26 protein-coding genes and 1 pseudogene are annotated in these 26500 nt (G+C 60.4%); 20 read left to right on the plus strand and 7 right to left on the minus strand.

Going from position 1 to position 26500, the window contains the following annotated elements; translation table 11 throughout:
* The first annotated feature begins 50 nt into the window (after positions 1-50).
* From BLV11_RS17755 to BLV11_RS17765, 3 genes are all read left to right on the plus strand, one after another.
* Entirely contained in the window at positions 51-2246 is a 2196-nt protein-coding gene (locus BLV11_RS17755) for a type VI secretion system Vgr family protein (RefSeq protein ID WP_091817746.1), read from the plus strand.
* Positions 2215-3081, plus strand: a complete 867-nt coding sequence (locus tag BLV11_RS17760; protein ID WP_175528381.1) for a DUF4123 domain-containing protein — start codon at positions 2215-2217, stop codon at positions 3079-3081. The genes BLV11_RS17755 and BLV11_RS17760 overlap by 32 nt, the downstream gene beginning before the upstream one ends.
* Before the next feature lie 286 nt (positions 3082-3367).
* Positions 3368-5575, plus strand: coding sequence for a hypothetical protein (locus BLV11_RS17765; RefSeq protein ID WP_245726072.1), 2208 nt, complete (start codon positions 3368-3370; stop codon positions 5573-5575).
* Here BLV11_RS17765 and BLV11_RS17770 read toward each other — a convergent pair.
* A complete protein-coding gene (locus BLV11_RS17770; RefSeq protein ID WP_091817760.1) occupies positions 5572-6492 on the minus strand; it encodes a formylglycine-generating enzyme family protein in 921 nt (306 codons plus the stop codon). The two genes, BLV11_RS17765 and BLV11_RS17770, sit on opposite strands and share 4 nt — an antisense overlap.
* Positions 6493-6717: 225 nt before the next feature.
* Between BLV11_RS17770 and BLV11_RS17775 the strand changes: the two genes are divergently transcribed.
* The 3 genes from BLV11_RS17775 (at position 6718) to gloA (ending at position 8392) form a co-directional block, all read left to right on the plus strand.
* Complete coding sequence (locus tag BLV11_RS17775) at positions 6718-6975, plus strand: DUF805 domain-containing protein (protein WP_091817763.1); 258 nt, start codon at positions 6718-6720, stop codon at positions 6973-6975.
* 19 nt (positions 6976-6994) lie between these two features.
* The gene (locus tag BLV11_RS17780) at positions 6995-7693 is read left to right on the plus strand and encodes a DUF3592 domain-containing protein (protein ID WP_091817767.1); all 699 of its coding nucleotides are present in this window, start codon (positions 6995-6997) and stop codon (positions 7691-7693) included.
* Between the two features lie 144 nt (positions 7694-7837).
* On the plus strand, positions 7838-8392 hold the full coding sequence (gloA, locus tag BLV11_RS17785; RefSeq protein WP_091817770.1) for a lactoylglutathione lyase: 555 nt from the start codon (positions 7838-7840) through the stop codon (positions 8390-8392).
* Between the two features lie 9 nt (positions 8393-8401).
* On the opposite strand, the gene BLV11_RS17790 is transcribed toward gloA, so the two are convergent.
* From BLV11_RS17790 to BLV11_RS17810, 5 genes are all read right to left on the minus strand, one after another.
* Positions 8402-9067 (minus strand): LutC/YkgG family protein, encoded by a 666-nt coding sequence (locus BLV11_RS17790; RefSeq protein ID WP_091817773.1) that lies wholly within the window; start codon positions 9065-9067, stop codon positions 8402-8404.
* Positions 9064-10512, minus strand: coding sequence for a LutB/LldF family L-lactate oxidation iron-sulfur protein (locus BLV11_RS17795; protein WP_091817777.1), 1449 nt, complete (start codon positions 10510-10512; stop codon positions 9064-9066). Before BLV11_RS17795 ends, BLV11_RS17790 begins: the two co-directional genes overlap by 4 nt.
* Positions 10509-11291 (minus strand): (Fe-S)-binding protein, encoded by a 783-nt coding sequence (locus tag BLV11_RS17800; protein WP_091817780.1) that lies wholly within the window; start codon positions 11289-11291, stop codon positions 10509-10511. Before BLV11_RS17800 ends, BLV11_RS17795 begins: the two co-directional genes overlap by 4 nt.
* Positions 11292-11388: 97 nt before the next feature.
* Positions 11389-11667, minus strand: coding sequence for a ComEA family DNA-binding protein (locus tag BLV11_RS17805; RefSeq protein WP_091817785.1), 279 nt, complete (start codon positions 11665-11667; stop codon positions 11389-11391).
* Positions 11668-12023: 356 nt separating this feature from the next.
* Entirely contained in the window at positions 12024-13061 is a 1038-nt protein-coding gene (locus tag BLV11_RS17810) for a 2-dehydropantoate 2-reductase (protein ID WP_091817788.1), read from the minus strand.
* A gap of 345 nt (positions 13062-13406) precedes the next feature.
* Here BLV11_RS17810 and urtA point away from each other — a divergent pair, with 345 nt between their 5' ends.
* The 13 genes from urtA (at position 13407) to BLV11_RS17875 (ending at position 25343) form a co-directional block, all read left to right on the plus strand.
* A complete protein-coding gene (urtA, locus tag BLV11_RS17815) occupies positions 13407-14702 on the plus strand; it encodes an urea ABC transporter substrate-binding protein (RefSeq protein ID WP_091817793.1) in 1296 nt (431 codons plus the stop codon).
* Between the two features lie 92 nt (positions 14703-14794).
* Complete coding sequence (gene urtB, locus BLV11_RS17820) at positions 14795-16396, plus strand: urea ABC transporter permease subunit UrtB (protein WP_091817796.1); 1602 nt, start codon at positions 14795-14797, stop codon at positions 16394-16396.
* Positions 16397-16399: 3 nt separating this feature from the next.
* Positions 16400-17551, plus strand: coding sequence for an urea ABC transporter permease subunit UrtC (gene urtC, locus BLV11_RS17825; RefSeq protein WP_091817800.1), 1152 nt, complete (start codon positions 16400-16402; stop codon positions 17549-17551).
* Entirely contained in the window at positions 17548-18372 is an 825-nt protein-coding gene (urtD, locus tag BLV11_RS17830; protein ID WP_091817804.1) for an urea ABC transporter ATP-binding protein UrtD, read from the plus strand. Before urtC ends, urtD begins: the two co-directional genes overlap by 4 nt.
* Positions 18372-19070: an urea ABC transporter ATP-binding subunit UrtE gene (gene urtE, locus BLV11_RS17835; RefSeq protein ID WP_091817807.1), complete on the plus strand. Its 699-nt coding sequence runs from the start codon at positions 18372-18374 to the stop codon at positions 19068-19070. The genes urtD and urtE overlap by 1 nt, the downstream gene beginning before the upstream one ends.
* On the plus strand, positions 19067-19972 hold the full coding sequence (locus BLV11_RS17840) for an urease accessory protein UreD (protein WP_091817810.1): 906 nt from the start codon (positions 19067-19069) through the stop codon (positions 19970-19972). The genes urtE and BLV11_RS17840 overlap by 4 nt, the downstream gene beginning before the upstream one ends.
* 54 nt (positions 19973-20026) lie before the next feature.
* The gene (gene ureA, locus BLV11_RS17845) at positions 20027-20329 is read left to right on the plus strand and encodes an urease subunit gamma (protein WP_091817813.1); all 303 of its coding nucleotides are present in this window, start codon (positions 20027-20029) and stop codon (positions 20327-20329) included.
* A 10-nt stretch (positions 20330-20339) separates the two neighbouring features.
* Positions 20340-20651 carry an urease subunit beta gene (locus BLV11_RS17850; RefSeq protein ID WP_091817818.1) on the plus strand — a complete coding sequence of 104 codons (312 nt, stop codon included), beginning with the start codon at positions 20340-20342 and terminating at the stop codon, positions 20649-20651.
* A 155-nt stretch (positions 20652-20806) separates the two neighbouring features.
* Positions 20807-22510 (plus strand): urease subunit alpha, encoded by a 1704-nt coding sequence (gene ureC / locus BLV11_RS17855; protein WP_091817821.1) that lies wholly within the window; start codon positions 20807-20809, stop codon positions 22508-22510.
* 34 nt (positions 22511-22544) lie between these two features.
* The gene (ureE, locus tag BLV11_RS17860) at positions 22545-23075 is read left to right on the plus strand and encodes an urease accessory protein UreE (RefSeq protein ID WP_091817824.1); all 531 of its coding nucleotides are present in this window, start codon (positions 22545-22547) and stop codon (positions 23073-23075) included.
* Positions 23056-23763: an urease accessory protein UreF gene (locus BLV11_RS17865; protein WP_091817829.1), complete on the plus strand. Its 708-nt coding sequence runs from the start codon at positions 23056-23058 to the stop codon at positions 23761-23763. Before ureE ends, BLV11_RS17865 begins: the two co-directional genes overlap by 20 nt.
* Before the next feature lie 192 nt (positions 23764-23955).
* Positions 23956-24594, plus strand: a complete 639-nt coding sequence (gene ureG / locus BLV11_RS17870) for an urease accessory protein UreG (protein ID WP_091817832.1) — start codon at positions 23956-23958, stop codon at positions 24592-24594.
* A gap of 173 nt (positions 24595-24767) precedes the next feature.
* Entirely contained in the window at positions 24768-25343 is a 576-nt protein-coding gene (locus tag BLV11_RS17875; protein ID WP_091817835.1) for a HupE/UreJ family protein, read from the plus strand.
* 155 nt (positions 25344-25498) lie between these two features.
* On the opposite strand, the gene BLV11_RS17880 is transcribed toward BLV11_RS17875, so the two are convergent.
* The gene (locus tag BLV11_RS17880) at positions 25499-26047 is read right to left on the minus strand and encodes a hypothetical protein (RefSeq protein WP_139173254.1); all 549 of its coding nucleotides are present in this window, start codon (positions 26045-26047) and stop codon (positions 25499-25501) included.
* 169 nt (positions 26048-26216) lie between these two features.
* Between BLV11_RS17880 and BLV11_RS17885 the strand changes: the two are divergent.
* Positions 26217-26500, plus strand: a pseudogene (locus BLV11_RS17885) (transposase); the annotation flags it as partial.

Consider the following 26500-nt stretch of genomic DNA (forward strand, 5'->3'; position numbering starts at 1 on the left):
GGCTCAGGAAGAGCCCACACTCACAAGACGTCTCTTCAAGGATTGAAGATATGCCCGAGGCTCCCGCTTCCCCTCGTCCCCCGTCCGTGGGGCTGCAGTTTACTGTCCGTATAGGCGACCTGCCCGCCGACCTGTTGGCTGTCGTTGGTTTTGAATTCAGCGAGGCTCTGTCCTGTCTGTTCCGCGGCAAGCTGGCGTTGGCCAGTCCCGATCCTGCTTTAGGCCAGGCATCGGGCTCTGATGGGGAACAGGTTTCAAATCCGTCCCCCTCCCTGGATCAGATTCTCGAGCAACCGGTCGAACTCGCCATCTGGCAGGATGGCCAGCTGCTGCGTCGTTTTTCAGGCGTCGTCTCCGAATTCGCCCGCGGTGACAGCGGCCACCGCCGCACCTGTTACGAGGTGGTCGTAGAGCCGCCTTTGTGGCGCCTCGGGCTGATGCACAACAGCCGCATCTTCCAGACCCAGACCCCGGACGCGATTCTCAAAACCCTGCTGGAAGAGCGCGGCATCGTCGACACCGTGTTCGACCTCAAACGTTCGGCTCCGGAGCGGGAATACTGCGTTCAGCATCGGGAAAGCGATCTGGCCTTCCTCCAGCGCCTGGCCGCCGAAGAAGGCTGGCACTACCGTTTTGACCTCGACGCCGACAACCCGCCCCTGGTGATTTCGGACCATCACGGCGACGCCGTCACCCTGCCGCAGGCCACCTGCAACGCCACCGCCGGTGGTAGCACCCGGCAACCGGCGGTATTCCAGTTCAGCTACCGCGAACGGGTCCGCGCCGCGTCGGTGGTGATGAAAGACTACACCTTCAGGAACCCTGCCTACGCGCTGATGCACGAGAGCAACGCCGCCGGTATGGATCACCAGCGGGAGGATTACCAGCACTACGATTACCCTGGCCGCTTCAAGAATGACGCCCGTGGCCGCGCCTTCACCCAGGCCAAACTGGAGGCCCTGCGCAACGACGCCAGCGTGGCCAGTGGCCGCAGCAACCGCCCTGATTTTGCCGCTGGCGCCAGGCTGCCCCTGAGCAGCCACACCCAGGACGACCTCAACCGCGACTGGCTGATCACCCGGGTCGTCCACACCGGCAAACAGCCCCAGGCTTTGGAAGAGGCGGGGGGCAGCGAGCCAACCACCTACCACAATGCCTTCGAGGCCATTCCCGCGGATCGCAACTGGCGGCCACAGGGACTGGATCGACCGCTGATGGACGGCCCCCAGATCGCCCTCGTCACCGGCCCGGCCGGCGAAGAAATCCACTGCGACGAACACGGCCGGGTCAAAGTCCGCTTCCCCTGGGACCGCTACAGCCAGAATGACGAACACTCCAGTGCCTGGCTCAGAGTCAGCCAGGGCTGGGCCGGAGGGCAGTATGGCTTTATGGCGTTGCCACGGATCGGCCACGAAGTCATCGTCAGCTTTCTCGACGGTGACCCGGACCAGCCCATCATCACCGGTCGCACCTACCACGCCACCAACACGCCGCCCTATGCGTTGCCGGAGCACAAAACCCGAACGGTGCTGAAAACCCAGACCCACAAGGGCGAGGGCAGCAACGAGCTGCGGTTTGAAGACGAAGCCAATCAGGAACAGATCTACCTCCACGCCCAGAAAGACCTGGACCTGCTCACTGAAAATGATCGCACCGAGGTGGTCAAACACGACAGCCACCTGACGGTGGAGAACGAACGGATCAGCCACATCAAAGCCAGTGACCACCTGACCGTGGATGGTGAGCAGCGCCTCAAAGTCGGTGGCGATTACAGCCTTACCGTCAACGGCAGCCACCACAGCCGCCAGGGAACGTCCCAGCTGATTGAGGCCGGTAACGAGATCCACCATAAGGCGGGGATGAAAATCGTCATCGAAGCAGGTGCCGAAGTTACCCTCAAAGCTGGTGGTAGCTTCGTCAAAGTCGATCCCAGCGGCGTTACCGTATCCGGGCCGATGGTGAAGATGAACTCTGGGGGGGCTCCGGGCAGTGGAAGTGGTGTATCCGCGCAGGTGCCCAAGCAGCCGGGCGTCCTTTCGGATCAGGGGCAGCCGGACAATGCCTCGGCGCAGCTGGCGGAGGCATCTCAGCGGCCGGTTGCTTCCGAAGAGTCACGGTATGCCGTGGTGTCAGCTCAGGCACAGCATGCCCCGCTGTTGAAACAAGCCGCCCGGGAAGGGGCATTGACGGTCACCGCTTGTGAGTTTGATGAACATGGACGCTGCACATTACATAGCCACGCTTGAATGCGTTGCCCCGAGGGCCTCAGCACCTGAAACGTATGATTACGCCATATTAGAACTGGCGGCCTCGGACAATCTGCTCGCGCAGATCTACTCCGCAATGAGTCATGAGCGACTGCAGTGGTGGAGTCTGTTCGAGGGGACTGAATGGCAGGATGCCTGGGAAAATGGGCCGGTTTTGGTTGACCTTCGCAACGCCGCAGGTTTCCGCCAGCAATTATTGTCGCAACTCGAGTCAGCTCCGTTGGGTGTGGTGTTTGAATCCGAGCTAACCGTGGAAACGCTTCGGCAAAACCTTGCGGCCAGGCTGTGTGGCAGCCAAGCCGGAGCCGGCCACCTACTTAGGTTCTATGAACCAAGAATGATTGCTCCCTTATTGAGTGCCCTGGTTGAACAGAAACGCCAGGCCTTGCTGGTCCCGGGGTGTCGTTGGTATTGGCACGATGGCCATGGCTGGCGCGGAGCTGTTGCCATAGAGGATGGGCACTGCGGAAGTTGGGAGAGTGAGCCAATGTTGGTGACCCAGCAGGAGCTCCGGGAGGCCGAGGTTTACTGGGTGGCTGGGGAGGCGTGTGGTTACGCCGACCACTATGCAAAAGCACTGACCTCGGTTGAATCCCCCAAACACTGGGTATTCAACTCTCTCCAATCGGCAAGGGGGGCAGGTTTTCAGAAGACCGGACATCTGGAGCGCTGGCTGCGACTGGCGATTCAACACGGCGCTGATTTTCCGCGTCTTGAACCTTTTCGGTCCACCTTATCCCGCGACGACCTTGCCCTCACGGAACGATTAACTGCTATGGAAAGCACGCCGGAGAAGTCACATGCAAATGCATAAAGTTCAGGCGGGGGACACCCTGTCTGCCATTGCCTATCGGTACCAGACAACGGTAGACGAACTTCAGAGCGTAAACCCGCAGATCACCGATATTGATTACATCCAGGTAGGCTGGGAACTGAAGATTCCGGCAACGGATGTCGCAGAGGCCGCGAACGATGCTCAACCATTGCCGCCTCCCCGTTCAACCGGCGACGAATCCAGTGGCCAGGCCTCCTGCACCGAATGCTCGGATGAATATGCCGAAGTCATTCACGTAACGGGGGCTGGCGATGATGAATGGTGTGTGGCATTACCGGAAGAGGCTGCGGATGACCTTTACCGGGAGATTACCGCAATTGATGCGTTAATGGCGGAGTTCAGTCAGGCGCAAAATGCAGCCGAAAACCCTCAGGCGGGCGAGCCTGGCCCCAAGCGTCAATGGATGCAAAAGGCTTCAGAAATGGGGGTGATCGACCCGGCACCGGACGAGAACGACGATGAGGACGCGAACAAAGCATCCCGCATCAGTTCCGAGATCGCCGCCATTGACGAACAGATCGAGTGGTACAACGATTTTGACTCGGACTACCTGTGGTCATCGGTGAATGATTCAGTAGAAATGCGAGAAGACATCCTGACCACTGCCAAACAGCGACGCCTGGACATGCTGCGCCAAGAGCGCCGGGACCTGGTCGCTTCGCTTGGTGAGGGCACCGCTTCCAGCGGCGTAAAAGGCAACGGGGTTGCTTCTGAAAATTTCCTGACCTCTCATGGCAACAGCATAGAGCGCGGCTTTGGCGCTGCGCGAAGTTCCCATCGGGAAACCGGCGTCGTGGAAGTGATGGTTTTCAGTCGCCCGGGACGCTGGTACTACATTCGTCGTGAAGCCTACCAGCGGCTGGTAACAGCCTATGCCTCCGTCCGCTATGTCCGTAAAACCCGAGCGATATCCAACATGTTGAGTGACCCGTCTGGCACCGCCAGGGCACTGATCGGGCAAATTCGGGAGGGTATTGCTGCAGATGCTGCCAAGAGCCCGATTGGCAATATTGAAGTGAAGTTCTATGAATCCAGTGATGAACACTACCTGCTGGGAGAGGAGCATTCCAAGCTGACCTGGACTTCTGGTGGCGATGACGAAAGCCCAACCGAGAACAACTTCCAGGTCAGCGCTGAGGCACACTTAATGCGTTTTGCGATGCAGGCCAGCGCGGGCGTCAACGCGTTCGACCTCAGTACCGGCGAAATTGATATCGGTACCAAAGCCAGTGCCTCCATGGCGCTGTTGGAGGCTGAAGCGAAACTCGCTGACGTTTTTGTGCCAGACGAAGCTGGTTGGGATTGTCGCTTTACCTACCGCAACCGTAATGGCGAACTGACCGATATGGCCTTTGGCGCTTTCCGTTTCTCAGGCGACATTACTCTGAACTGCTTTGTGGGCGGTCGTGTAAGTGGGGAGGCCAATGTCAGGTTGTCCACTGGCGCAGCTTCGTTTTTGCTGTCGGACAAAAAGAAAGTTGAAGCAAGCCCCGGTGCCGGTCTTGCAGTGTCGGGCAATGCCTTCGCCGGGGCGGAAGTTGGCGGTGCAGTTGGTGGAAAGTTCAGTTGGGTACACCCGGATGAGCAGTTCAAAACGAACGCCAACTGGCAGGATCTGTTCAAGATTTCTGCGGGTGGGACGTTGGCGCTGGGAGTAGGGGCCGGGTTTGATTTTCGGCTCCAGGTTGTAAGAGGGAAGGTGGTTCTGGCCTGTAAGGGGCGCCTCGTGTTTGGGCCTGGAGCAAGCGGCGCTTTTGGTAGCGAAATAGGAGCTGACAAAGTCTGGAACTTGGCAAAGACGGTCTTCGAAGTATTAGCTGAGGCCGACTATCACTTTATCTCCAATATTGATGAGGAACTTTTTACACAGTGGACGCGGGCTCTGTATTTAGGAATAACGGATCAGGCCCAGGACATAGCTGAACTTCTGAGTAGCCCTATTCGGAGTTTTAACGAAGTGTGGTCGGCGAGGGCAAGTCGTAAAGACGCAGCTGAATTGCTTGCTGCCAGAATCATAAGAGAGGCTAAGCAAAGCGCAAAACTTGATGACCTTCACTTCAATGGACTGCCGTACCATCGCCTTCCGCCAGAGACGCTGGGCATGATGATGTCGACACTCTGTGAAACGTTTATTGAGAGCTGGGAAGAGGACCAGGAAAAAGCCCTGTTAATCATTGTTTCGCAGATCAAAACCTGGCGTCAGTTCTTTGAGTCTCTCGAACATATGTCAACAGATGGTACAAAGGTTGACCCAATGAGTAGCCTAAGAATGATGGCCGCCATTCTTGATGATGGTGTTTCAGATAGCCAGCTCTCCCAATTTCATCAGTGGATTACATCGGATCTGGCAATAAAGCCCACCAAGAGGTCACTTAATTTGGCTTGGGTGCCGGTACCCCTGCAGCAAAAGTCTGAGCGATTGCGGCACCGACTGGCAATGCTCCGTGATCCCAACAACAGTGCCTGGGCTTAGTGCTGGGCACACCTGAAGCCTTGGTCCATTAGATACGAGCTTTCAGTTGGTGGGATGTTATCTCTAAGTATGGTGGTACTTGCGCTATCTGATGTGCGAAATCCTCCAGATCTGATGACTTTGGTCTCGCCAGTCTCGGGGCCTTGAGGATTACTGCTAGGACTTTCCTGATAATAAGTATCTGAATACCAGTCGTTGATCCATTCAGCACTGTTTGATGTGAGATGGTGAATGCCGAGCGGGTTCGGCGGGTAGCTGTCAACGGGGACCGTTTTCATAATTCCGTCATCGCCAGGAGAATTGACGCCTCTAACCCATTGCCCATTGTTCGTAGCAAACAGAACGTTTTCTCCCCGATTGCGGGCGGCATACTCCCACTGGGCCTCGGTTGGCAGGTCTACGGATCTGTTCGCCAGTTCGCCAACCCAGAGGCAGTAGTCCTTAACTTCCTGCCATTCCTTGGTCCACGCAGGCAGGTTTGGTTCGAACAGGTGCTGTCGGTCTTCACGGGAACGAAGTTCCGGGGCATAGGGGGCTTTGCCCATGACCGCCCGGTATAAATCGAAATCACCCAGCGTGGTTTCGTATTTCGAGAGGTAGAAATCGTCCAGCGTTACTTCGTGGAGCACGTCATTGTCAGGCCAGATGTCTGCGTGGCAGGTCTCTTCTGAACCGGGCTCACAAGGCACACCAAACTCCCCCATCATGAAGGTGCCTCCTTCGACAAATACCATGGTATCTATCGCGCGGACCACCAATTCAGTGACTGCCCTTTTCTGGGAGGAAGGTAGGTCCGGGTGATTGTTCTCAACCCGATCCATAATGGCTTCAATGTCGGTGTTACTGAGAGTTTCGCTGGCAATGGGGGAACAGCCCGCCATCAGGCCTGCAGCAATCAGTGGTATCGCGTAACGCATGCGTGCTCCGTGCAAAGGTTGGGAACGATCCATGTTCCCGCGCATTCTACCAGCTGGCGTCATTGGGGAAAATCGCTGCTCACATTGGTGCGCCCCACTTCAGATTCCGGGGAATACCCCAATCACGACTGGATCAACAAACGGGCGCTCGAATGAGTATAATCCTTTCGCCCGCAAACCATGCACGGCGGGCTTTTTCAATGGATTGAAAGGAAGGAAAAAACCATGGAATGGTATCTGAACGTTTTGAAAAACTATGCGGTGTTTTCTGGCAGGGCGCGTCGCAAGGAATACTGGCTGTTTATACTGATTCATTCAGTGATTGCCACGGGGCTGGTGATCGTGGACTTCCAGCTGCAGCTGTATTTTATCCTCTATATGTCGTACGCCCTCGTTATGCTGGTGCCCTGCATGTCGGTCATAGTTCGCCGCCTCCACGATACTGGCCGCTCTGGCTGGTGGTATTTTGTCTCTGCCGCATAATCTGGATTAGAAGTTTCTCATGAACCGAAAAATCTCAATCATCAAATACGTATTCTCTGTCATCGGTATTGCCATGCTGGTGGGGGCTTCGCTGTTGTACAACAACACGTCGGACTTCCTGACGCGTGCGGTGTCTGCCCAGGGGCAGGTGGTTGACCTGGTCCTGTCCCGGTCCAGTGACACGACTACCTATTACCCGGTTGTGGTCTTCCGTGATGCCAGCGGCAGGCAGGTTGAGTTCAAGTCCAACTCCGGGACTAACCCACCTTCCTATACCCGTGGTGAGCGTGTCGAGGTGTTGTATGAGCCTGGGGAGCCTGAAGCGGCCCGGATCAACGGCTTCTTTTCGCTCTGGGGGGCGGCCATCATTGTGGGTGGGCTTGGCCTGGTGTTTGGTCTCGTTGGTTTCGGCATGACGGTATACGGGCTGCTTCACCAGCGTGGCAAGGCTTTCCTGCAGAAGCATGGGGTTCGCATCTTGACGGCATTCCAGGGCGTTGAGCTCAACACCGGGTTTGAGGTGAATGGGCGTAATCCCTACCGCATCGTCGCCCAATGGCAGCACCCGGAGACGGGGAACATTCACCGCTTTGTCAGCGACAACCTGTGGTTTGACCCTTCGGATTACATCACCAGCGACACCGTGCCGGTGCTGATTGATGAGAGCAACCCGAAAAAGTACTGGATGGACACGTCGTTTCTGCCCAAGCTGGCGTGAAGCCTAAGGTGCCTGGGGAACGGGCTTACGGGTAGGCGGACACACCCTTGGGCGAAGATAGGGAATAGCCACTAGATCCCCTTGAAATCCCGCCGGTCAGGCGGCACTGTCAGGGCTCATCTGAATCTGACAGTGGAGCCCGCCATGCCCAGGCATTTTGAGGAAGCTCCGGGGTTGTTCGATACCCCGGTTCCGGAAACCGAAGGATATGTGTTCAACCAGACCATGCTGCGGATCAAGGATCCAGCGGTCAGCCTGGATTTCTATAGCCGTGTGCTTGGCATGAGCCTGGTTCGTAAGCTTGATTTCCCAGAGATGAAATTCTCCCTGTACTTCCTGGCCTACCTGGATGAACAACAGGCGTCGGAAGTGCCCAGCGACGATGCCAAGCGAACCACCTTCACCTTCGGCCGTGAGGCGATGCTGGAGTTGACCCACAACTGGGGTTCGGAAGACGACCCGGAGTTCCGTTATCACAATGGTAACGACCAGCCCCAGGGCTTTGGCCATATCGGAATCGCGGTACCGGACGTGTATGCCGCGGCGCAGCGGTTTGAAGAACTGGACGTGGACTTCGTGAAGCGCCCGGATGACGGCAAGATGAAAGGTCTGGCCTTTATCAGGGATCCGGACGGCTACTGGATCGAGGTTCTGCAACCGAACATGCTGGAGACCCAGGGGCAGAACGCGCAGCCCTGAGCCCAGGTCTCAGACCGGGTCGTCCTCAATCACCAGAACGATCAGTTCCTTTGGGCCGTGGACTCCGTAGGCCAGGGTCTGTTCGATGTCTGCGGTCTTGGACGGCCCCGATATCAGCAGAGCGTTGGTCGGCATGCCGGCCGCCCAGTCCTGTGCCCGCATGGCCTCCAGAAAGGTCGTGTAGAGCTGACTGGCTTCCAGCACTGCCACGTGCACCGGTGGGACCAGGCTCATCAGCCGCGGTTCGTCCACCGTCGGCCACAGAATCAGCGAGCCAGTCTCGGCAATGCCGCCGCGGGTGGAGGTGATACTGGCGTCCACCTGATTGAACAGTTCCGGTTTCCAGCCATCAATGGGCCGGTCGTAGGCCAGCAGTGGGGGCAGGTCGTCCCGCTGGGCCTCGCGCAGGGCGCTGCCGATCCAGTGGTTGATAGGCGCCAGCAGGTTACGGGTGCCACGGGTGGTCAGTACTTCGGCCAGCCGGTCTAGCCACTGGCCGCGGCTGACCCGGTGCACTTCTCCGTGCACCGACTCCAGGGTCCGTTCAAACCGGTCCAGTTTTTCAGCTTCACTCCAGTCCCGCTGTTCCATCACGGAAAAATCGCACGGTGGTGCGGTCAGTGGCTGACCCTGGCGTTGGCGAAGGCGCTGCAGTATCTGTTCACGAGCGCTCATGATGATTTCCCTCCGCGGCTAGTCTGACGTTCCCGCACCAGTTCATGCAGGCTTTTGGGAGCCAGTCGGGGCGCCGAACGATAGCGGGTCCAGGCGCCAAGGTGTTGGGGTTGCAATGCCCGCAGGCGGGTGGCTATGCCAGTGCCGAAGCGGTAGCGGCCGGCGGAGGTGTGCATCCAGCGCCACCCTTTCCAGGCCAGCGCCTCCATCGCACTGCGTTTGCTGCCGTGGCCGCGGACTCTGGCCGGGTGCAGGTGGTCACCATCCACCGATTCCTGACGCAACCGCACCAATAGGTCGGGAATCGGTATGCGCACCGGGCATACTTCTCCACAGGCACCGCACAGACTGGACGCTGTTGGCAGGTGGCGCGTTTCATCGAGACCGAGCAGGTGGGGCATCAGGATTTTGCCGATAGGGCCGGGGTAGGTGGTGCCATAGGCGTGGCCGCCCACCCGGGTGTAAACCGGGCAGTGGTTCATGCAGGCGCCACAACGGATGCAGCGCAGAGTGTCCAGCAGCTCATCGTCCTGATAGATCGACGATCGGCCGTTATCCACCAGCACCAGATGCACTTCCTCCGGGCCGTCCAGCTCTTCGGCGCGGCGTGGCGACGAGATCATGTTGAAGTACGTGGTGATGTGTTGCCCGGTGGCTGAACGGGTCAGCAGGGCGAGCAGGGGCGCGACATCTTCCAGGCTGGTGACCACCTTCTCAATGCCGGTGACCGCAATGTGGCAGGACGGCACAGTGGTGGTCAGGCGGCCATTGCCCTCATTTTCCACCAGACACAGGGTGCCGGTTTCGGCGACGGCAAAGTTGACCCCGGAAATGCCCACGTCCGCCTGCATGAATTTTTCGCGCAACTGCTGGCGCGCACTGGCGGTGAGGTACTCGACATCGTTGGAACGCTCGGTGCCGGTACGGTCGTGCATCAGATCGGAGATTTCTTCGGTGTTCTTGTGAATCGCCGGCATGATGATGTGGGAGGGCGTTTCTTCCGCCAGCTGGACGATGTATTCCCCCAGATCCGATTCCAGCGCTTCGATGCCGTGTTCTTCCAGGTAATGGTTGAGTTCCATTTCCTCGGAGACCATGGATTTGCCCTTGATCACCCGTTTCGCCTGGCGCCGCAGGCAGATATCACGAACAAGGTGGCAGGCTTCCTCGCTGTCGTTGGCCCAGTGCACCTTGACGCCATTGGCGATCAGTTGTTGTTCCAGTTGCACCAGCAAGTCGGGCAGCTGAGCCAGAGCCTTCAGGCGAATGTTGGCGCCGAGGGTGCGCAGGGTGTCCAGATCCCAGTCCTCGAAGGCGGTCTTGCGCTTGCTGATGAGCCCGTCCATCGCTTTACGGAAGTTGCGACGGATCTTGGGGCTATCGATGGCGGCCTGGGCACGGTGGTGGAACTCGCGGACATCAATGTGATGAGGAGACTGGCTCATTTGACGTTTCCTCCCTTGCCTGACGACGTGCGTTCCCACAGGAAGCTGAGAATGTGCTGGCCGCTGAGGGGCCGGGCCGACTTCTCGGCATGGCCGGCAATGTTCATCAGGCAGCCGCAATCGGTGGTGACAAAGTGATGGGCGCCGGTGTCGACAAGGGCGTCCACTTTCTCACTGACCATGGCTCCGGATATCTCCGGGTGGCGTACCGCGAAGGTGCCGCCAAAACCGCAGCATTCCTCGGCCCGAACCTGTTCTTTCAGGGTCACGTTGGAGAGCTGCCCCAGCAAGGTCGGACCCACGCCAGCAACCCCCATTTCCCGGCGGGCAGAACAGGAGGTGTGCATGGCCACCGTGGTGGGTTCTCCCAGATCCTGCAGGCGAATGTGACAGACGTTGAGCAGAAAATCCGTCAGCTCCCAGACCCGTCCTGCAATCTCGGTGGCGCGGTCCTGCTGGGGGGTATCCCGGAACAGGGCCGGGTAATGGGTTCGCATCATGCCGCCACAGGACCCGGACGGCACCACAATGGGCCAGTCCCCGGGGAACAGGTCGAGCTGGGCTGCCGCAACCGCGCGCGCTTCATCATGATAACCAGAGGTATAGGCGGGCTGGCCGCAACAGGTCTGTCCCTGGGGGAACAGTACGTCAATGCCTTCGCGTTCCAGTAACTGGATTCCGGCCAGGCCTGCTTCCGGGTACAGCAAGTCAACCAGACAGGTACCGAAAAAATAGACCTTGGCGGGCTTGGGGGGGTAAACCTTGATCCGGTCGGCCATGTGACGCTCCCGCTGACGAAATTTTTGTTATTCGTTCGTCCACGATAGGCAGCGGGAGCCAGACTGTCTACTCCACTTTTAGGGATAGTGGCCCGGGTTACTCGATGGTCAGCCGCTCGGCGTTTCTGGCCACGGTGCGTTCACCGATACCGCGCACGTTCGCCAGCTCGGCCGTGCTCTGGAACGGCCCGTGGCTGTCGCGGTAGGCGACGATGGCTTCGGCCTTGCTCTGGCCAATACCGCTCAGGGTCACCAGCTGCTCGGCGGTGGCGGTGTTGATGTTGATCGGGCTGTTGGGGTCTTCGGTGGCGTAGGTGGACGCTGTTATCAATGACAGCAGCAGGACCAGAGTGGCCAAAAACGGGTTTCGGTTCATGAATGCTCTCCTGTAAGTAAAGGTTGGTGTCAGCGAGTGACCCAGGACCCTTCAGGAGAAACAGAAACGATACCGTAGGGATTACAGGTAGATAGAAGAGATGGGGCTCGGAAAGGAACACTGTCCCTGTTATTCCCGTCCGCAGCCGGCCAACCGCCTGATCCTTCAGGCTGCGCGAATCCGTGCGCACTCGTCCCTGTCAGCTCACATCCTGTGAGGCAGTCCTTTCATCCTAGTGCCCGCATCCTTGCAGGCTGGTCATCCTTGACCCTTGTTATTCTACGCTCGCGGCGGTTGGGGCAAACGGGACATTGCAGACGGGGTGTGTGAGAGATGGCTTACAGCCACGTAATCTTTTAGCGGCCTTCCGGGGCATCTTCCCGGGCGGCGAGGGAAACCGCCCACTGTAACTCCTTGGCGGTCCAGGCCTGACGGGAAACCTCACACTGGTGCACCAGCTGGGTCAGGCGGGCATTGACCGGCGCTGTGCGGCCCAGTGACTGAGCGAGCCTGACCACCTCGCCGTTGATCCAGTCCACTTCTGTGGGGCGGCCGGCTTCCAGGTCTTCCCACATCGACGAGCGGGCGACCGGATCAATGGTCAGCATCTTGCGGGCCAGCCGCGTGAACAGCCAGTCCGGCAGGCGCATCAGCTTCGGGATGAACCGGGTCGGAACGCCGGTCAGGTTGATGATCGGAATGCCGGCCGCATCCAGCAGCCGGATGGTTTCGTCCTGGGCCTGGGCCAGACAGCGCCGGTAGCCCCGTTGCGACAGTTCCTCCACCAGCGGTACCCCGGACAGGGCATTGATCGGGTTATTGAGGTTGAGCAGCAGTTTTGACCACATCACCGAGGGCATGTCGTCCCGCATCTCCAGCGCCAGCCCGGCATTGGCGAACCAAGGCAGGGCGGGGCCAAGGCTGGGATGGCTGGCGGCCATCAGGTGGCCTTCGGTGCCGTGGTGGAAATGCCCGGGGTGCTGTTGCAGAACATTGAACGGCACCATACCGGCCAGCACCCTGGCCTCGGGCAGCGCCTGCTGCAGCCGTTCGGCATTGGAGATGCCATTCTGGAAACTGATCACCGGAGTGCCGGGCCGCAGGTGGGGGGCCAGTTGCTGCCCGGCCTCCTCTGTGGCGGCGGATTTAACCGTGACCAGCACCAGGTCGGCTCCGGCGGCGGCTTCGGCGGTGGTGGCGTACTGGCCTTCGTTAAGCCAGGTCTCGGCACGAAAGCCCTGATAGTCGGTGGCAACGAGGGGCTGCTGCTGCAGCACGGCTTGCATGCGGGGACGGCCGATAAGGGTCACGTCCGCGCCGGCGCTGAGCAGGCGGGCGCCGATGTAGCAGCCAATACTGCCGGCGCCAAAGATGATGATCTTACAAGGAGTCATGGTCTCGGAATCTTGTTGTTAGGGTGCTATGTACTTTATAGGCCTTGGCTGACAAGTCAAATGATTAAAAGTTTCCATAAATAACAACAGGTTAATGGTGGTTTCGGTCGCTGCGCCCGGTGATGGTGCGCGCGCAGCGCTGCATTGTGCGCCAAAACAGGGCTGCACCAATTTGGACGCGCCATGCCGGTGCGCTGTACCCGGGAATCCTCTGGGTCTGATGCTGTCTGTAAAAAGTTAGTTGATTGTTTTTTAAAGATAAAAATGGCTGTGGAACGACGGATGCAATGGGGTGTGGGCGTTTTAAGAAGTGCACATAAACCAACCTGAAATGGATGCACAGCAATGACTATCAAAAAGCACGTTAAAACCGGTCTTTCCGCACTTGCCCTTTCCATCTCCCTGAACGCTCTGGCTGCCGAAGATCCGATCAAGGTCGGCATCCTCCACTCGCTGTCCGGCACCATGGCCATCAGTGAATCCACCCTGAAAGACACCCTGCTGATGCTGATCGAAAAACAGAACGCTGAAGGGGGTGTTCTGGGCCGTCAACTGGAGCCTGTAGTGGTAGACCCGGCCTCGAACTGGCCGCTGTTTGCCGAGAAAGCCCGCGAGCTGCTGGCCAAGGAAGAGGTTGATGTCATCTTCGGTAACTGGACGTCGGTGTCCCGCAAGTCGGTCCTGCCGGTGGTGGAAGAACTGAACGGCCTGCTGTTCTACCCGGTTCAGTACGAAGGTGAAGAATCTTCCGAAAACGTGTTTTACACCGGCGCCGCGCCCAATCAGCAGGCGATCCCGGCGGTGGACTACCTGATGAACGAAATCGGCGTTGAGCGCTGGGTTCTGGCGGGAACTGACTACGTTTACCCGCGCACCACCAACAAAATCCTCGAAACCTACCTGAAGAGTCATGGCGTCGCCGAAGAAGACATCATGATCAACTACACCCCGTTCGGTCACTCCAACTGGCAGTCCATCGTGGCTGACATCAAGGCATTCGGCAGCGAAGGTAAAAAGACCGCCGTGGTCTCCACCATCAACGGTGATGCCAACGTGCCGTTCTACCGCGAACTGGGCAACCAGGGGATCGACGCGTCCGATATCCCGGTGGTGGCGTTCTCTGTCGGTGAGCAGGAACTCTCCGGCATCGACACCGCGCCGCTGGTGGGTCACCTGGCCGCCTGGAACTACTTCATGAGTGTTGAAGGCGACGCCAACTACGAGTTCATTGACGCCTGGGTGGATTACACCGGCAACGAAGAAGCCGTCACCAATGATCCGATGGAAGCGCACTTCATCGGTTTCAACATGTGGGTCGACGCCGTTGAGAAAGCGGGCACGGCCGATGTGGATGCCGTCAAAGACGCCATCATCGGGGTTACGGTGCCTAACCTGACCGGTGGTTACGCCACCATGATGCCGAACCACCACATCACCAAGCCGGTGCTGATTGGTGAGATCCAGGACAACGGTCAGTTCGAGGTGGTGTGGGAAACCCCGTCCACCGTGGCTGGCGACGCCTGGTCCGACTTCCTGCCGGGCTCCATGGACCTGATCAGCGACTGGCGCAAGCCGCTGGCCTGCGGCAACTACAACGTCGTTACCCACAGCTGTGGCGGTGCCGAAGAGCCTGCCGAATAAATCCGGCTGAGACCGGAGAGGGCGCCCTGCGGGGCGCCCGTTGACGTTTACTGGCCAACACATCGATCCATCACCGACCAAGGAAGACCTTCATGAGCATCCTGCGATTGCTCACTGGCTTGCTGCTATTGCTGTCACTGTCGTTGCCAGCCGGGGTGTATGCCCAGAGCAGTGACAGTGAAGCCTCGGCCCTGTTACAGGCACTGGCTGACTCCTCTTATGCCCAGAAACAACAGGTCATCAGCGACATCGTCAGCAGCGGCGACGAGCGTGCCCGCACCTGGCTGGAAGCCTACGCCGACGGCAAGCTGGCCCAGACCAAAGACACCGGCGCGTTTGTCTTCGTGCTCTCTAACCGGGGGCGCGACTGGACCGTCGCCGATGCGCTCAGCGGCGACACGATCGGCGAAATGTCCCGCCGCAACATCGACCGGATCCGAATCAACAATGCCCTTCGCAAAGAACTGGAAGGCATGCTCTCGGTCATTGACCTGACCGTGGACGATGCTGACACCCGGCTTGCGGCCGCCCGGGCCCTGAAAGGGGAAGTGGACGCCGCCCTGGCCGAGCGTATCGGTACCCTGCTGGACACCGAAGCCGACGACGACGTCCATGACGCCCTGACCGAAGCCCTGGCGATCTATCAGGTGGCCCAGGGTGAGGTTGCTGCCGTTGCCGTTCTGTCCGGCAGCCTCAATCCCCAGGCCCGAGTGGCCCTCAATAATGCCGCCCAGAGTGATAACCCGGAACTGGCGGCCGCAGCGGCCAAGGCCCTGGAAAGCATCCAGACCAAACTGAAAATCAACAGCGCCGCCGAGACCCTGTACTTCGGGCTGTCCCTCGGCTCCGTGCTGGTGCTGGCCGCCATCGGCCTGGCCATCACCTTTGGCGTCATGGGCGTGATCAACATGGCCCACGGCGAGTTGATCATGCTCGGTGCCTACACCACGTGGGGCATGCAGCAACTGTTTCCCGGCCAGCCCGGGCTGGCCCTGATCCTGTCCATTCCGGCCGGCTTCCTCGTTGCCGCACTGGCCGGTATCGCCATCGAACGCACGGTCATCCAGCACCTCAAGGGGCGTCCGCTGGAAACCCTGCTGGCCACCTTCGGGGTAAGCCTGATCCTGCAGCAACTGGTGCGTACCGTGATTTCCCCCCTCAACCGTTCGGTGGTCACGCCGGAGTGGATGAGCGGCTCCCTGATGATCAACGAGGCGCTGTCACTCACCCTCAACCGGCTCTACGTCATCGGCTTCGCGCTGGTGGTATTCGCCGGGCTGATGCTGATCATGCGCAAGACCCGCCTCGGTCTGGAGGTCCGTGCGGTCACCCAGAACCGGGCCATGGCCCGTTCGATGGGCATCAAGGCCACCCGGGTGGACATCCTCACCTTTGGCCTCGGCTCCGGTGTGGCCGGTCTGGCGGGCGTGGCGCTGTCGCAGATCACCAACGTCGGTCCTAACCTGGGCCAGAGCTACATCATCGACTCCTTCATGGTGGTGGTGTTCGGCGGTGTCGGAAACCTCTGGGGCACCCTTGTTGCCGGGCTCTCCCTAGGCACCATCAACCAGATCCTCGAACCCTGGGCCGGTGCGGTGCTCGCCAAGATCGTGGTCCTGGTTTTCATCATCCTGTTCATCCAGAAACGCCCGCGGGGACTGTTCCCGCAAAAGGGCCGTGCTGCAGAAGGTTGAGTCATGGTTTCATCCAATCTGAATACGTCCAAGCCGTGGCTGCTGCGTCCCTTTAACGAGCGTTCCACGCAACTGTTCCTCGGCATCCTGTTTGGTGCCCTGGCGCTGGTCACCATCCTGCATTTGGCCTTCCCGGAAGGTCATGCCCTGCACGTCAGTGCCTACACCGTCACCCTGCTGGGCAAGTACCTGTGCTATGCCCTGCTGGCGGTGGCGGTGGATCTGGTCTGGGGGTTTCTTGGTATCCTCAGCCTGGGCCACGGGGCCTTCTTTGCCCTCGGCGGCTACGCCATGGGCATGTACCTGATGCGTCAGATCGGCGACCGCGGCGTCTACGGCGACCCGGTCCTGCCGGACTTCATGGTGTTCCTGAACTGGCAGGAGCTGCCCTGGTTCTGGCATGGCTTCGACATGGCCTGGTTCGCTTTCATCATGGTGCTGCTGGCACCGGGACTGCTGGCGCTGATTTTCGGTTTCCTCGCCTTCCGTTCGCGGGTCACCGGGGTGTATCTGTCCATCATCACCCAGGCCCTGACCTTTGCGCTGATGCTGGCCTTCTTCCGTAATGAGATGGGTTTTGGCGGCAACAACGGCCTCACCGACTTCAAGGACATCCTCGGTTTTGATCTGCGTTCTGACGCCACCCGCCTGGGGCTGTTCATCGCCACCGGCATCGCCCTGGCCATTGGCTACGTGGTTTGCCGTGGCATTGTGCTCAGCAAACTGGGCCGGGTCAGCGTAGCTTGCCGGGATGCCGAAGCCCGTACCCGCTTTATCGGCTACCGGGTCGAGCGGGTGCAGCTGTTTGTGTTCGTGGTGTCCGCCATGCTGGCGGGTGTGGCGGGTGCCCTGTATGTGCCGCAGGTGGGCATCATCAACCCGAGTGAGTTCTCGCCGCTGTTCTCCATCGAAGTGGTGGTGTGGGTCGCTCTCGGCGGTCGCGCCACCCTGTACGGTGCGGTCATCGGCGCGTTGCTGGTGAACTACGCCAAGACCGTGTTCACCGGCATCATGCCAGACGCCTGGCTGTTCGCCCTCGGCGGCCTGTTTGTGCTGGTCACCGTGCTGTTGCCCAAGGGCATCGCCGGCCTGCTGCAACGTCGCAAGGCCCCCGAAGACAGCGCTCAGGCTGCCGGACAGGAGGTGACCGCATGAACTTCTTCGAGGAAATCAGTCACCGCGACCGCGTCTTTGAATTCCTGGCCCCGGCGGCGTCCCCGGTGGACGTGCGCCATGGCCCGATCCTGTACCTCGAAGACGTCAGCGTCAGCTTTGACGGCTTCAAGGCCATCAATAACCTCAACCTCACCATCGATGACGGCGAGCTGCGCTGCATCATCGGCCCCAACGGCGCGGGCAAGACCACGATGATGGACATCATCACCGGCAAGACCCGCCCGGACACCGGCTCGGTGTGGTTCGGCAGCCGCCATAACCTCCTCACCATGAACGAGCCGGACATTGCCACCCTCGGCATTGGCCGCAAGTTCCAGAAGCCAACGGTGTTCGAAGCCCTGACCGTGTTCGAGAACCTCGAACTGGCCATGGCCACCGACAAGCGGGTACTGCCCACCCTGACCGCCCGCCTCACCGGCGAGCACCGGGACCGTATCGAGGAGGTGCTGAACCTCATCGGCCTGGCTCAGCTGCACCACCGCGAAGCCGGCATCCTCTCTCACGGCCAGAAGCAGTGGCTGGAAATCGGCATGCTGCTGATGCAGAAGCCACGGTTGTTGCTGGTGGACGAACCGGTGGCGGGCATGACCGAACAGGAAATGGAACGCACCGCCGAGTTGCTCACCAACCTCGCTGGCGAACAGTCGGTGGTGGTGGTTGAGCACGACATGGGCTTCGTCCGCTCCATCGCCAAAAAAGTCACCGTCCTGCACCAGGGCAGCGTGCTGGCAGAAGGCACCATGGACCAGGTCTCCAACGACCCGAAAGTCATCGAAGTGTATCTGGGGGAGGGCGCCTGATGCTGAAAGTGGACAAACTCAACCAATTCTACGGCGAAAGCCACACCCTGTGGGACCTGGAACTGGACGTACCCAAAGGCCAGTGCACCTGCGTGATGGGCCGTAATGGCGTGGGCAAGACCACGTTGATGAAGTGCATCATGGGTGAAGAGTCTGTGAAAGACGGCTCCCTCAACTACAACGGTGGGGTAGAACTCACCCAGCAAAAAGTGGAAGACCGCTCCCGTCTGGGCATCGGCTACGTACCCCAGGGGCGTCAGATCTTCCCGCTGCTGACGGTGGAAGAAAACCTGCGCACCGGCCTGGCCGCCCGCAAGGACGGCAGCAAGCAGATCCCCGAGCGCATCTACGAGCTGTTCCCGGTGCTGAAAGAGATGAAAAACCGCCGCGGGGGCGACCTGTCCGGCGGCCAGCAGCAACAGCTGGCCATCGGCCGGGCGCTGGTGATCGAACCGCAACTGCTGATCCTCGACGAACCCGGTGAAGGCATTCAGCCCAACATCGTCGCGCAGATCGGCGAGGTCATCCGCAAGCTGATCGCCGAAGACGGCCTTACCGTATTGCTGGTGGAACAGAAACTGCCGTTCGCTCGCAAGTACGCCGACCGCTTCGCCATCCTCGACCGGGGCCGCCGAGTCGCCCAGGGCGACATCGGCGAGCTGTCCGATGAACTGATCAAACAGCACCTGACGGTATGACCGCCTTCCCGAACCTACAGGGGCTTCCCGCCGCCAACGACTCCGGCCACCGTTTCGACGCAGGCCGGTGCTGGGCGGCGAGCTTGTCCCTCGGCTTCGAGTCCCGGCTGGAACACAGCGACCGGGTCACCCGCCTGACCCGCCGCCACCACAGCGGCCCACTGCGGGTCCAGCGCCCCTTCTACCCGGAAGGGCGCACCGGTTGCTGCCACGTCTACCTGCTGCACCCACCCGGAGGCCTGGTCAGCGGTGATGCCCTCACCATCGAGGCCACCGTGGGCGAAGGCAGCCATGCCCTGCTCACCACCCCGGCGGCGGCCAAACTCTACAAAGCCGACAGCCACGGCGTGGCCTGGGCCCAGCACACCCAGTTGACCGTGGCCAAAGACGCCATCCTCGAATACCTGCCCCAGGAAACCCTCGCCTTCGACGGCTCACGGGGCGAACAGAGCACCACCATCGACCTGGCCATCGGCGCCCGCACCCTGGGCTGGGAAATCCTCGCCCTCGGCCGCCCGGCCAGCCGGTTGCCGTTTGTCTCCGGTCATCTGGAACAACGCTTTCGCCTGACCCGGGACGGCCAGCCCCTGTGGCTGGAGCGGCAACCCCTGGACCCCACCCACCCACGCTTTGGCGGCAAATGGGGGCAGGGTGGCGCCACCGTGCAGGCCACCCTGTGGGCAGTGGGACTGGACGACGAAGCCGACGCCATCGACGCGGTCCGCGCCGCCTTACCCGGCACCAACCGCTGGGCCATCACCCGCCGCCGTGGCGTGGTGCTGCTGCGCTACCTGGGTAACGAACGCAACGAAGCCTGGGCCCTGTGCCAACAGGCCTGGGAAATCCTACGGCCACGGCTCACCGGGCTTGAAGCTCATATACCAAGAATCTGGCTGACCTGATCGGCGTAACACCTGATCCACACAACAAAGCCAGCAAACACAACGGAGTGAATGATGGAACTAACGCCCAGAGACAAAGACAAGCTGCTGCTGTTCACCGCAGCCCTGCTGGCCGAACGCCGCAAGGCCCGAGGCCTCAAACTCAACTACCCCGAAGCCATCGCCCTGATCAGCGCCGAAATCATGGAAGGCGCCCGCGAGGGCCGCTCCGTGGCTGAACTCATGAGCTCCGGCACCGACATCCTCACCCGTGACGACGTCATGGACGGCGTGGCCGACATGATCCACGAAGTCCAGGTGGAAGCCACCTTTCCCGATGGCACCAAACTCGTGACCGTCCATAACCCGATTGTGTGAGGGCAGAGACATGATCCCCGGCGAATACCAACTGAAAGACGGCGACATCGAACTGTCCGCTGGCCGTGAACGCACCACCCTTGAGGTCTCCAACACCGGCGACCGCCCGGTGCAGATCGGCTCCCATTACCACTTTGCCGAAGCCAACCCGGCGCTGGAATTCGACCGGGTAGCCGCGAAGGGCCTGCGTCTCGACATCGCCGCTGGCACCGCCATCCGCTTCGAACCCGGCCAGACCCGCGAAGTGACCTTGATCCCCTTTGCCGGTGGTCGGGAAATTTACGGCTTCCGTTGCGACGTCATGGGCAAACTGGACAGCTAGCACCGGAGTTGGGGGAGCGAGAGGGTTTGGATTTCCGAAACTGTGCGGAGCCATGGATGGCGGAGCTCAAGCGCCACATGGATGTGCCGCCAGGAGCGGGTTTCGGAAATCCAAACCCACTTGCTCCTGCTCCCAAATAGAATACGAGGGATAGCATGAAAATCAGCAGACAAGCCTACGCCGACATGTACGGCCCCACCGTGGGTGACCGCGTCCGCCTGGGCGACACCGACCTGTGGATCGAAGTGGAACAGGACCACACCCACTACGGCGACGAAGTAAAATTCGGCGGAGGCAAAGTCATCCGCGACGGCATGGGCCAAAGCCAGCGCAACGACGACAGCGTGATGGACACCGTCATCACCAACGCCCTCATCCTCGACTGGTGGGGCATCGTCAAAGCCGACGTCGGCCTCCAGAAAGGCCGAATCGCCGCCATCGGCAAAGCCGGCAACCCCGACACCCAGCCTGACGTCCAGATCGTCATCGGCCCCGGCACCGAAATCATCGCCGGGGAAGGCAAAATCCTCACCGCCGGTGGCATCGACCCCCACATCCACTTCATCTGCCCGCAACAGGTCGAAGAAGCCCTGATGAGTGGCATCACCACCATGCTCGGCGGCGGCACCGGCCCGGCCACCGGCACCAACGCCACCACCTGCACCCCCGGCGCCTGGCACATCGGCAAAATGCTCCAGGCCGTCGACGAACTGCCCATGAACATCGGCTTCCTCGGCAAAGGCAACGCCTCCCTGCCGGAAGCCCTCGAAGCCCAGATCAAAGCCGGCGTCATCGGCCTCAAACTGCACGAAGACTGGGGCACCACCCCCGCCTCCATCGACAACTGCCTCACCGTTGCCGACCAGTACGACGTGCAAGTGGCCATCCACACCGACACCCTCAACGAATCCGGCTTCGTGGAAGACACCCTGGCCGCCTTCAAAGGGCGCTGCATCCACACCTTCCACACCGAAGGCGCGGGCGGCGGCCACGCCCCGGACATCATCACCGCCTGCTCCAAAGACTACGTACTGCCGTCCTCCACCAACCCCACACGGCCCTACACCGTGAACACCGTGGACGAACACCTGGACATGCTGATGGTGTGCCACCACCTCGACCCCAACATCCCGGAAGACGTCGCCTTCGCCGACTCCCGCATCCGCCGCGAGACCATCGCCGCCGAAGACATCCTCCACGACCTGGGCGTGATCTCCATGATCTCCTCCGATTCCCAGGCCATGGGCCGGGTGGGGGAAGTGGTGTGCCGCACCTGGCAGACCGCCCACAAAATGAAAGTCCAGCGCGGCCTGCTGCCGGAAGACCAGGACCTGGGCGCCGACAACTTCCGCGCCAAACGCTACATCGCCAAGTACACCATCAACTCCGCCATCACCCACGGCATCGCCCATGAGGTGGGCTCGGTGGAAGTGGGCAAGCTGGCCGACCTGGTGCTGTGGAGCCCGGCGTTCTTCGGCGTCAAACCCGCCTGCATCCTCAAGGGCGGCATGATCGCAGCTGCGCCCATGGGCGACCCCAACGCCTCCATCCCCACGCCCCAGCCGGTGCACTACCGCCCCATGTTCGGGGCCTTCGGCAAGGCCGCCAGTGCCACCCGCCTGACCTTCGTCAGCCAGGCCGCGCTGGACGCCAACATCGGAGAAGAACTGGGGCTGGACAGCCCGTTGTCCGCCTGCAAGGGCGTGCGGGAAGTGCGCAAGAGCGACATGAAACTCAACGACGCCTGCCCACACCTGACCGTGGACCCACAGACCTACGAAGTACACGCCGACGGTGAACTGCTCACCTGCGAGCCCGCCGCCGAACTGCCGCTGGCCCAGCGCTACCACTTGTTCTAATGGCGCTGCCTGAGCGGCGAAAGGAGAGTTTGACATGCTGGAAATGAATCAACGCATCGCCCCGGTGGAACCGGCGGAAGTGTTCGACACCCTGACCCTGCCGTACGAGCTGCGCATCCGCGGCCGCCTGCGGGCCACCACCGACAACGGCCACGACATCGGCCTGTTCCTCGATCGAGGCCCGGTGCTGCGGGAAGGGGACCACCTGATGGCGAAGGGCGGCGAAATCGTCCGCATCTGCGCGGCCGACGAACCGGTGGTCACCGCCCGCATCGAATCCGGCCTGCCCCTGGCGCGGCTTTGCTACCACCTGGGCAACCGCCATGTGTCGCTGGCCATCGGCAGCGACGACCAGGGCAGCTGGGTCCGCTTCCCGCCGGACCACGTACTGGAAGAACTGGCCGAACGCCTTGGCGCCACCGTGGTTCACCACCAGGCCCCGTTCGACCCGGAACCGGGCGCCTACGCACAAGCCGGGCAGGGCCACAGCCATGGCCACGGACACGGACACGGCCATTCACACGATCATGACCACGGACACCGTCATGGCCACAGCCATCACTAACACCGACAGCCCAATCGGCGACCTGGCCCTGCTGGGCCTGCTGCAACTGGTCAGCCCGGCCCTGCCCATCGGCGCCTTCGCCTGGTCCCAGGGCCTGGAAAGCGCCTTTGAACTGCAGTGGGTCACCAACGAGGCCGAGCTGGGGCAATGGCTGGAAGGCGTACTGGACGACGGCCTCACCCGCTGCGAACTGCCCCTGCTGGCCCGGCTGCAAACTGCCTGGGCCGAAAGCGACAGCGCCACCGTGGCGAACTGGAACCAATGGCTCCACGCCACCCGCGAGACCGCCGAACTGACCGACGAAGACGTCCGCCTCGGTGCTGCATTAGTGCGCCTGCTCAAGAGCCTTGAGCTACTGCCCCAAGCGGACGACGGCGAACTGCCCCCGGAACCGGGCTACGTCACCGTCTTCGCCTGGGCCGCGCATCTCAGACAGGTACCGCTACGCCAGACCCTGCTGGGCTTCGCCTGGGCCTGGCTGGAAAACCAGCTGGCGGTGGCTTGCAAAGCGATGCCCCTGGGCCACACCGCCGCCCAGCGGCTCACCGAACAGCTGCGCCCCAAACTGGTGGCGGCGGTGGACAAGGCTCTGGGTCTGAGTGATGACCAACTAGGACCGGTGCTACCAGGGCTCGCCCTCGGCAGTGCCTTACACGAGACCCAGTATTCAAGACTGTTCAGAAGTTAGCGACGAACTGAAAGCCACTCTGATTTCTGGTGTGGCGAGCGGGGGAGGCTTTCCGGGACCGTGCGGAGCCATGGATGGCGGAGCACGAGCGTACAGGGACGTATTTACAGCGTGTCCCGGAAAGCCTCCCCCGATTGCCGCGCTACTCAGAGTCAACGAGATAAACGAAATAGCGACGAAGAGGAATAACCCATGACACATTGTTTACGAGTAGGCGTCGGCGGCCCCGTCGGCTCCGGCAAAACCGCCCTGCTGCGCCAGCTGTGCAAAGCCCTGCGGGACCACTACAACATCGCCGTGGTCACCAACGACATCTACACCCGCGAAGACGCCGACTTCCTGCTGCGCCACGAAGCCCTCGACGCCGACCGCATCCTCGGCGTGGAAACCGGCGGCTGCCCGCACACCGCCATCCGTGAGGACGCCTCCATGAACCTGGCGGCCATCGACGACCTCCAGTCCCGCCACCCGGGCCTGGAACTGGTGCTGGTGGAATCCGGCGGCGACAACCTCTCCGCCACCTTCAGCCCGGAACTGTCCGACCTCACCCTGTACGTCATCGACGTCTCCGCCGGCGACAAGATCCCCCGCAAAGGTGGCCCCGGCATCACCAAATCCGACCTGCTGATCATCAACAAGATCGACATCGCCGAGCAGGTCCACGCCTCCCTCGAGGTGATGGAGCGGGATTCCAAAAAAATGCGCGGCGAGCGGCCGTTTGTGTTTACCAACCTGTATGACGGGGTAGGGCTGGAGGAGATCATCAGCTTCATCTTGGAACGCGGAATGCTCCCCGAAAGAAGGCCCGACAAGATTGCTGAGAGCGCCTGAGGCCCTGGTGAGGCGAATGGCGTCGTTACTCCGGTGCTCAAAAGCGGTCCTACCAGTCGGTATGTCCCGCTTCCTGCGCGCCGGGGCGCCTAGCCCTTCACCACACCAGAACCTAAGGCTCGTGCAGCATGTTGAATTCTGAGATACCGAAAATACGAAATGGGAGAATCGATATGAAACTGGCAACCAAACTGCTGAGCGCCGCCGCCCTGCTGGCCGCCTCCACCGCCGCTTCCGCCCACACCGGCCATGGCACCGGTGGCTTCACCAGCGGCCTGCTGCACCCCATGCTGGGCCTGGACCATCTGCTGGCCATGGCCGCCATCGGCTTCTGGAGCGTGCGTCAGAACACCACTATGAAAAACGCCACCCCGGCCTTTGTGATCGGCGGCATGATCCTGGGCGCGGTACTGGCCTGGGGCGGGCTGAGCCTGCCGGGTGTGGAAACCGGCATTACCTTCTCCGTGCTGCTGGCAGGCATCTTGATCGCAACGCTGGCCAAGCTGCCGACAGCGGTGGGCGGTTCCCTGGTTGGGGCGTTTATGGTGTTTCATGGGTTTGCCCATGGGGCGGAGATGCCGGCAGGGGCTGCGCTGGTGGCGTATCTGGCCGGGTTTACGCTGGCAACGCTGGCGATCACCTTGGCAGGGCGTGGTCTGGGGCGGCTGATGTTGACCGTCGACCACCGTTTCAGCCGGGTGCTGGGGGGATCATTGGCGGTCGCTGGAGCGTGTCTGGCCGCTGCGTAACCCCTGAAGCCCTTGCCCTGATCGGGCCGAAGTCTGAAAGCCGTGCGGGAGACCGTGCGGCTTTTTGGGGGCCTTTGTTTGTTAATGATATTTTGCAGATAAGGCTGGTTGGCCGACACTGAGTTTTGAGCACCCTCGACCGTGGACCTAGCTAACTAACTTCGCGCAAGGCGTCGTAGCCATTCTGCTTCGGTCAAACCGACGCGCGACAGATCGCTAGCAAATCGCTCGACTGCTCTTTGTGCATGTGAAGCCCTGAGCTGATCAACCCAGTAGAATCTTTGCCCTTCTGTATCTTGGAAGAATGGAGCTCCGTTGTCATCAGTCTCTGCAATTACTTCTTGGGCTGCACGGTCTGGTGAAAATGTGGAAGTAAAGGATAAGTAGGATTTGGGCTGGTAGACGAGCTCCTGAACAGCGCCATCCGACAAGATGACTACGTGTGAAGCGTTATCACCATCATCTTGACCGCCTTTTTCCATCTGAACGAAGACGAACACACGCTTTCCCTCCAAGCGCACACTATCGCATATGGGCTGAACACATAGAAAATATCTGTCGCTATCTTTTTGATGAACGATACTTCCTAGTTTCAACGATTTTTTTTTGTTGCCATAGAACGTGCGGCTCGACATTAAGTGAGAAAATCTTTGATTGGAATCGGAATCCTCAGAAGGCAACAATATCTTTGCAGCCTTTCTCATATTCTTATTGCTGGACCCGATTTTGGGCGTCTTGTTTTCAATTTGCTTTGCAGCTTCAAAACCTTCGGTGCATATGACCTTTGCAACCCTCTTATGGTCAACTGTAGTGGCTCAATGATTCCGGACACCAACGAAGGTGGTAAGATCGCCGCCATAAACGAGGTGTCTGATGACCAGAAAGCGACGTTCCTTCACTCCTGAATTCAAGCAGGAAGCAGCCAGCCTGGTGCTGGATCAAGGTTACACCATTGCCCAGGCGAGTACGTCCCTGGGCGTGGGTGAAAGCGCCCTCCGGCGATGGGTGCAACAGCTAACGGATGAACGCGAAGGGATCACCCCGAAGGGCAAGGCCCTAACCCCGGAGCAACGCCGTATCCAAGAGCTGGAAGCCCGCTGTAATCGGCTGGAACGGGAGAAGGACATATTAAAAAAGGCTACTGCTCTCTTGATGTC

Source organism: Marinobacter mobilis (assembly GCF_900106945.1).
Taxonomy (GTDB): Bacteria; Pseudomonadota; Gammaproteobacteria; order Pseudomonadales; family Oleiphilaceae; genus Marinobacter; species Marinobacter mobilis.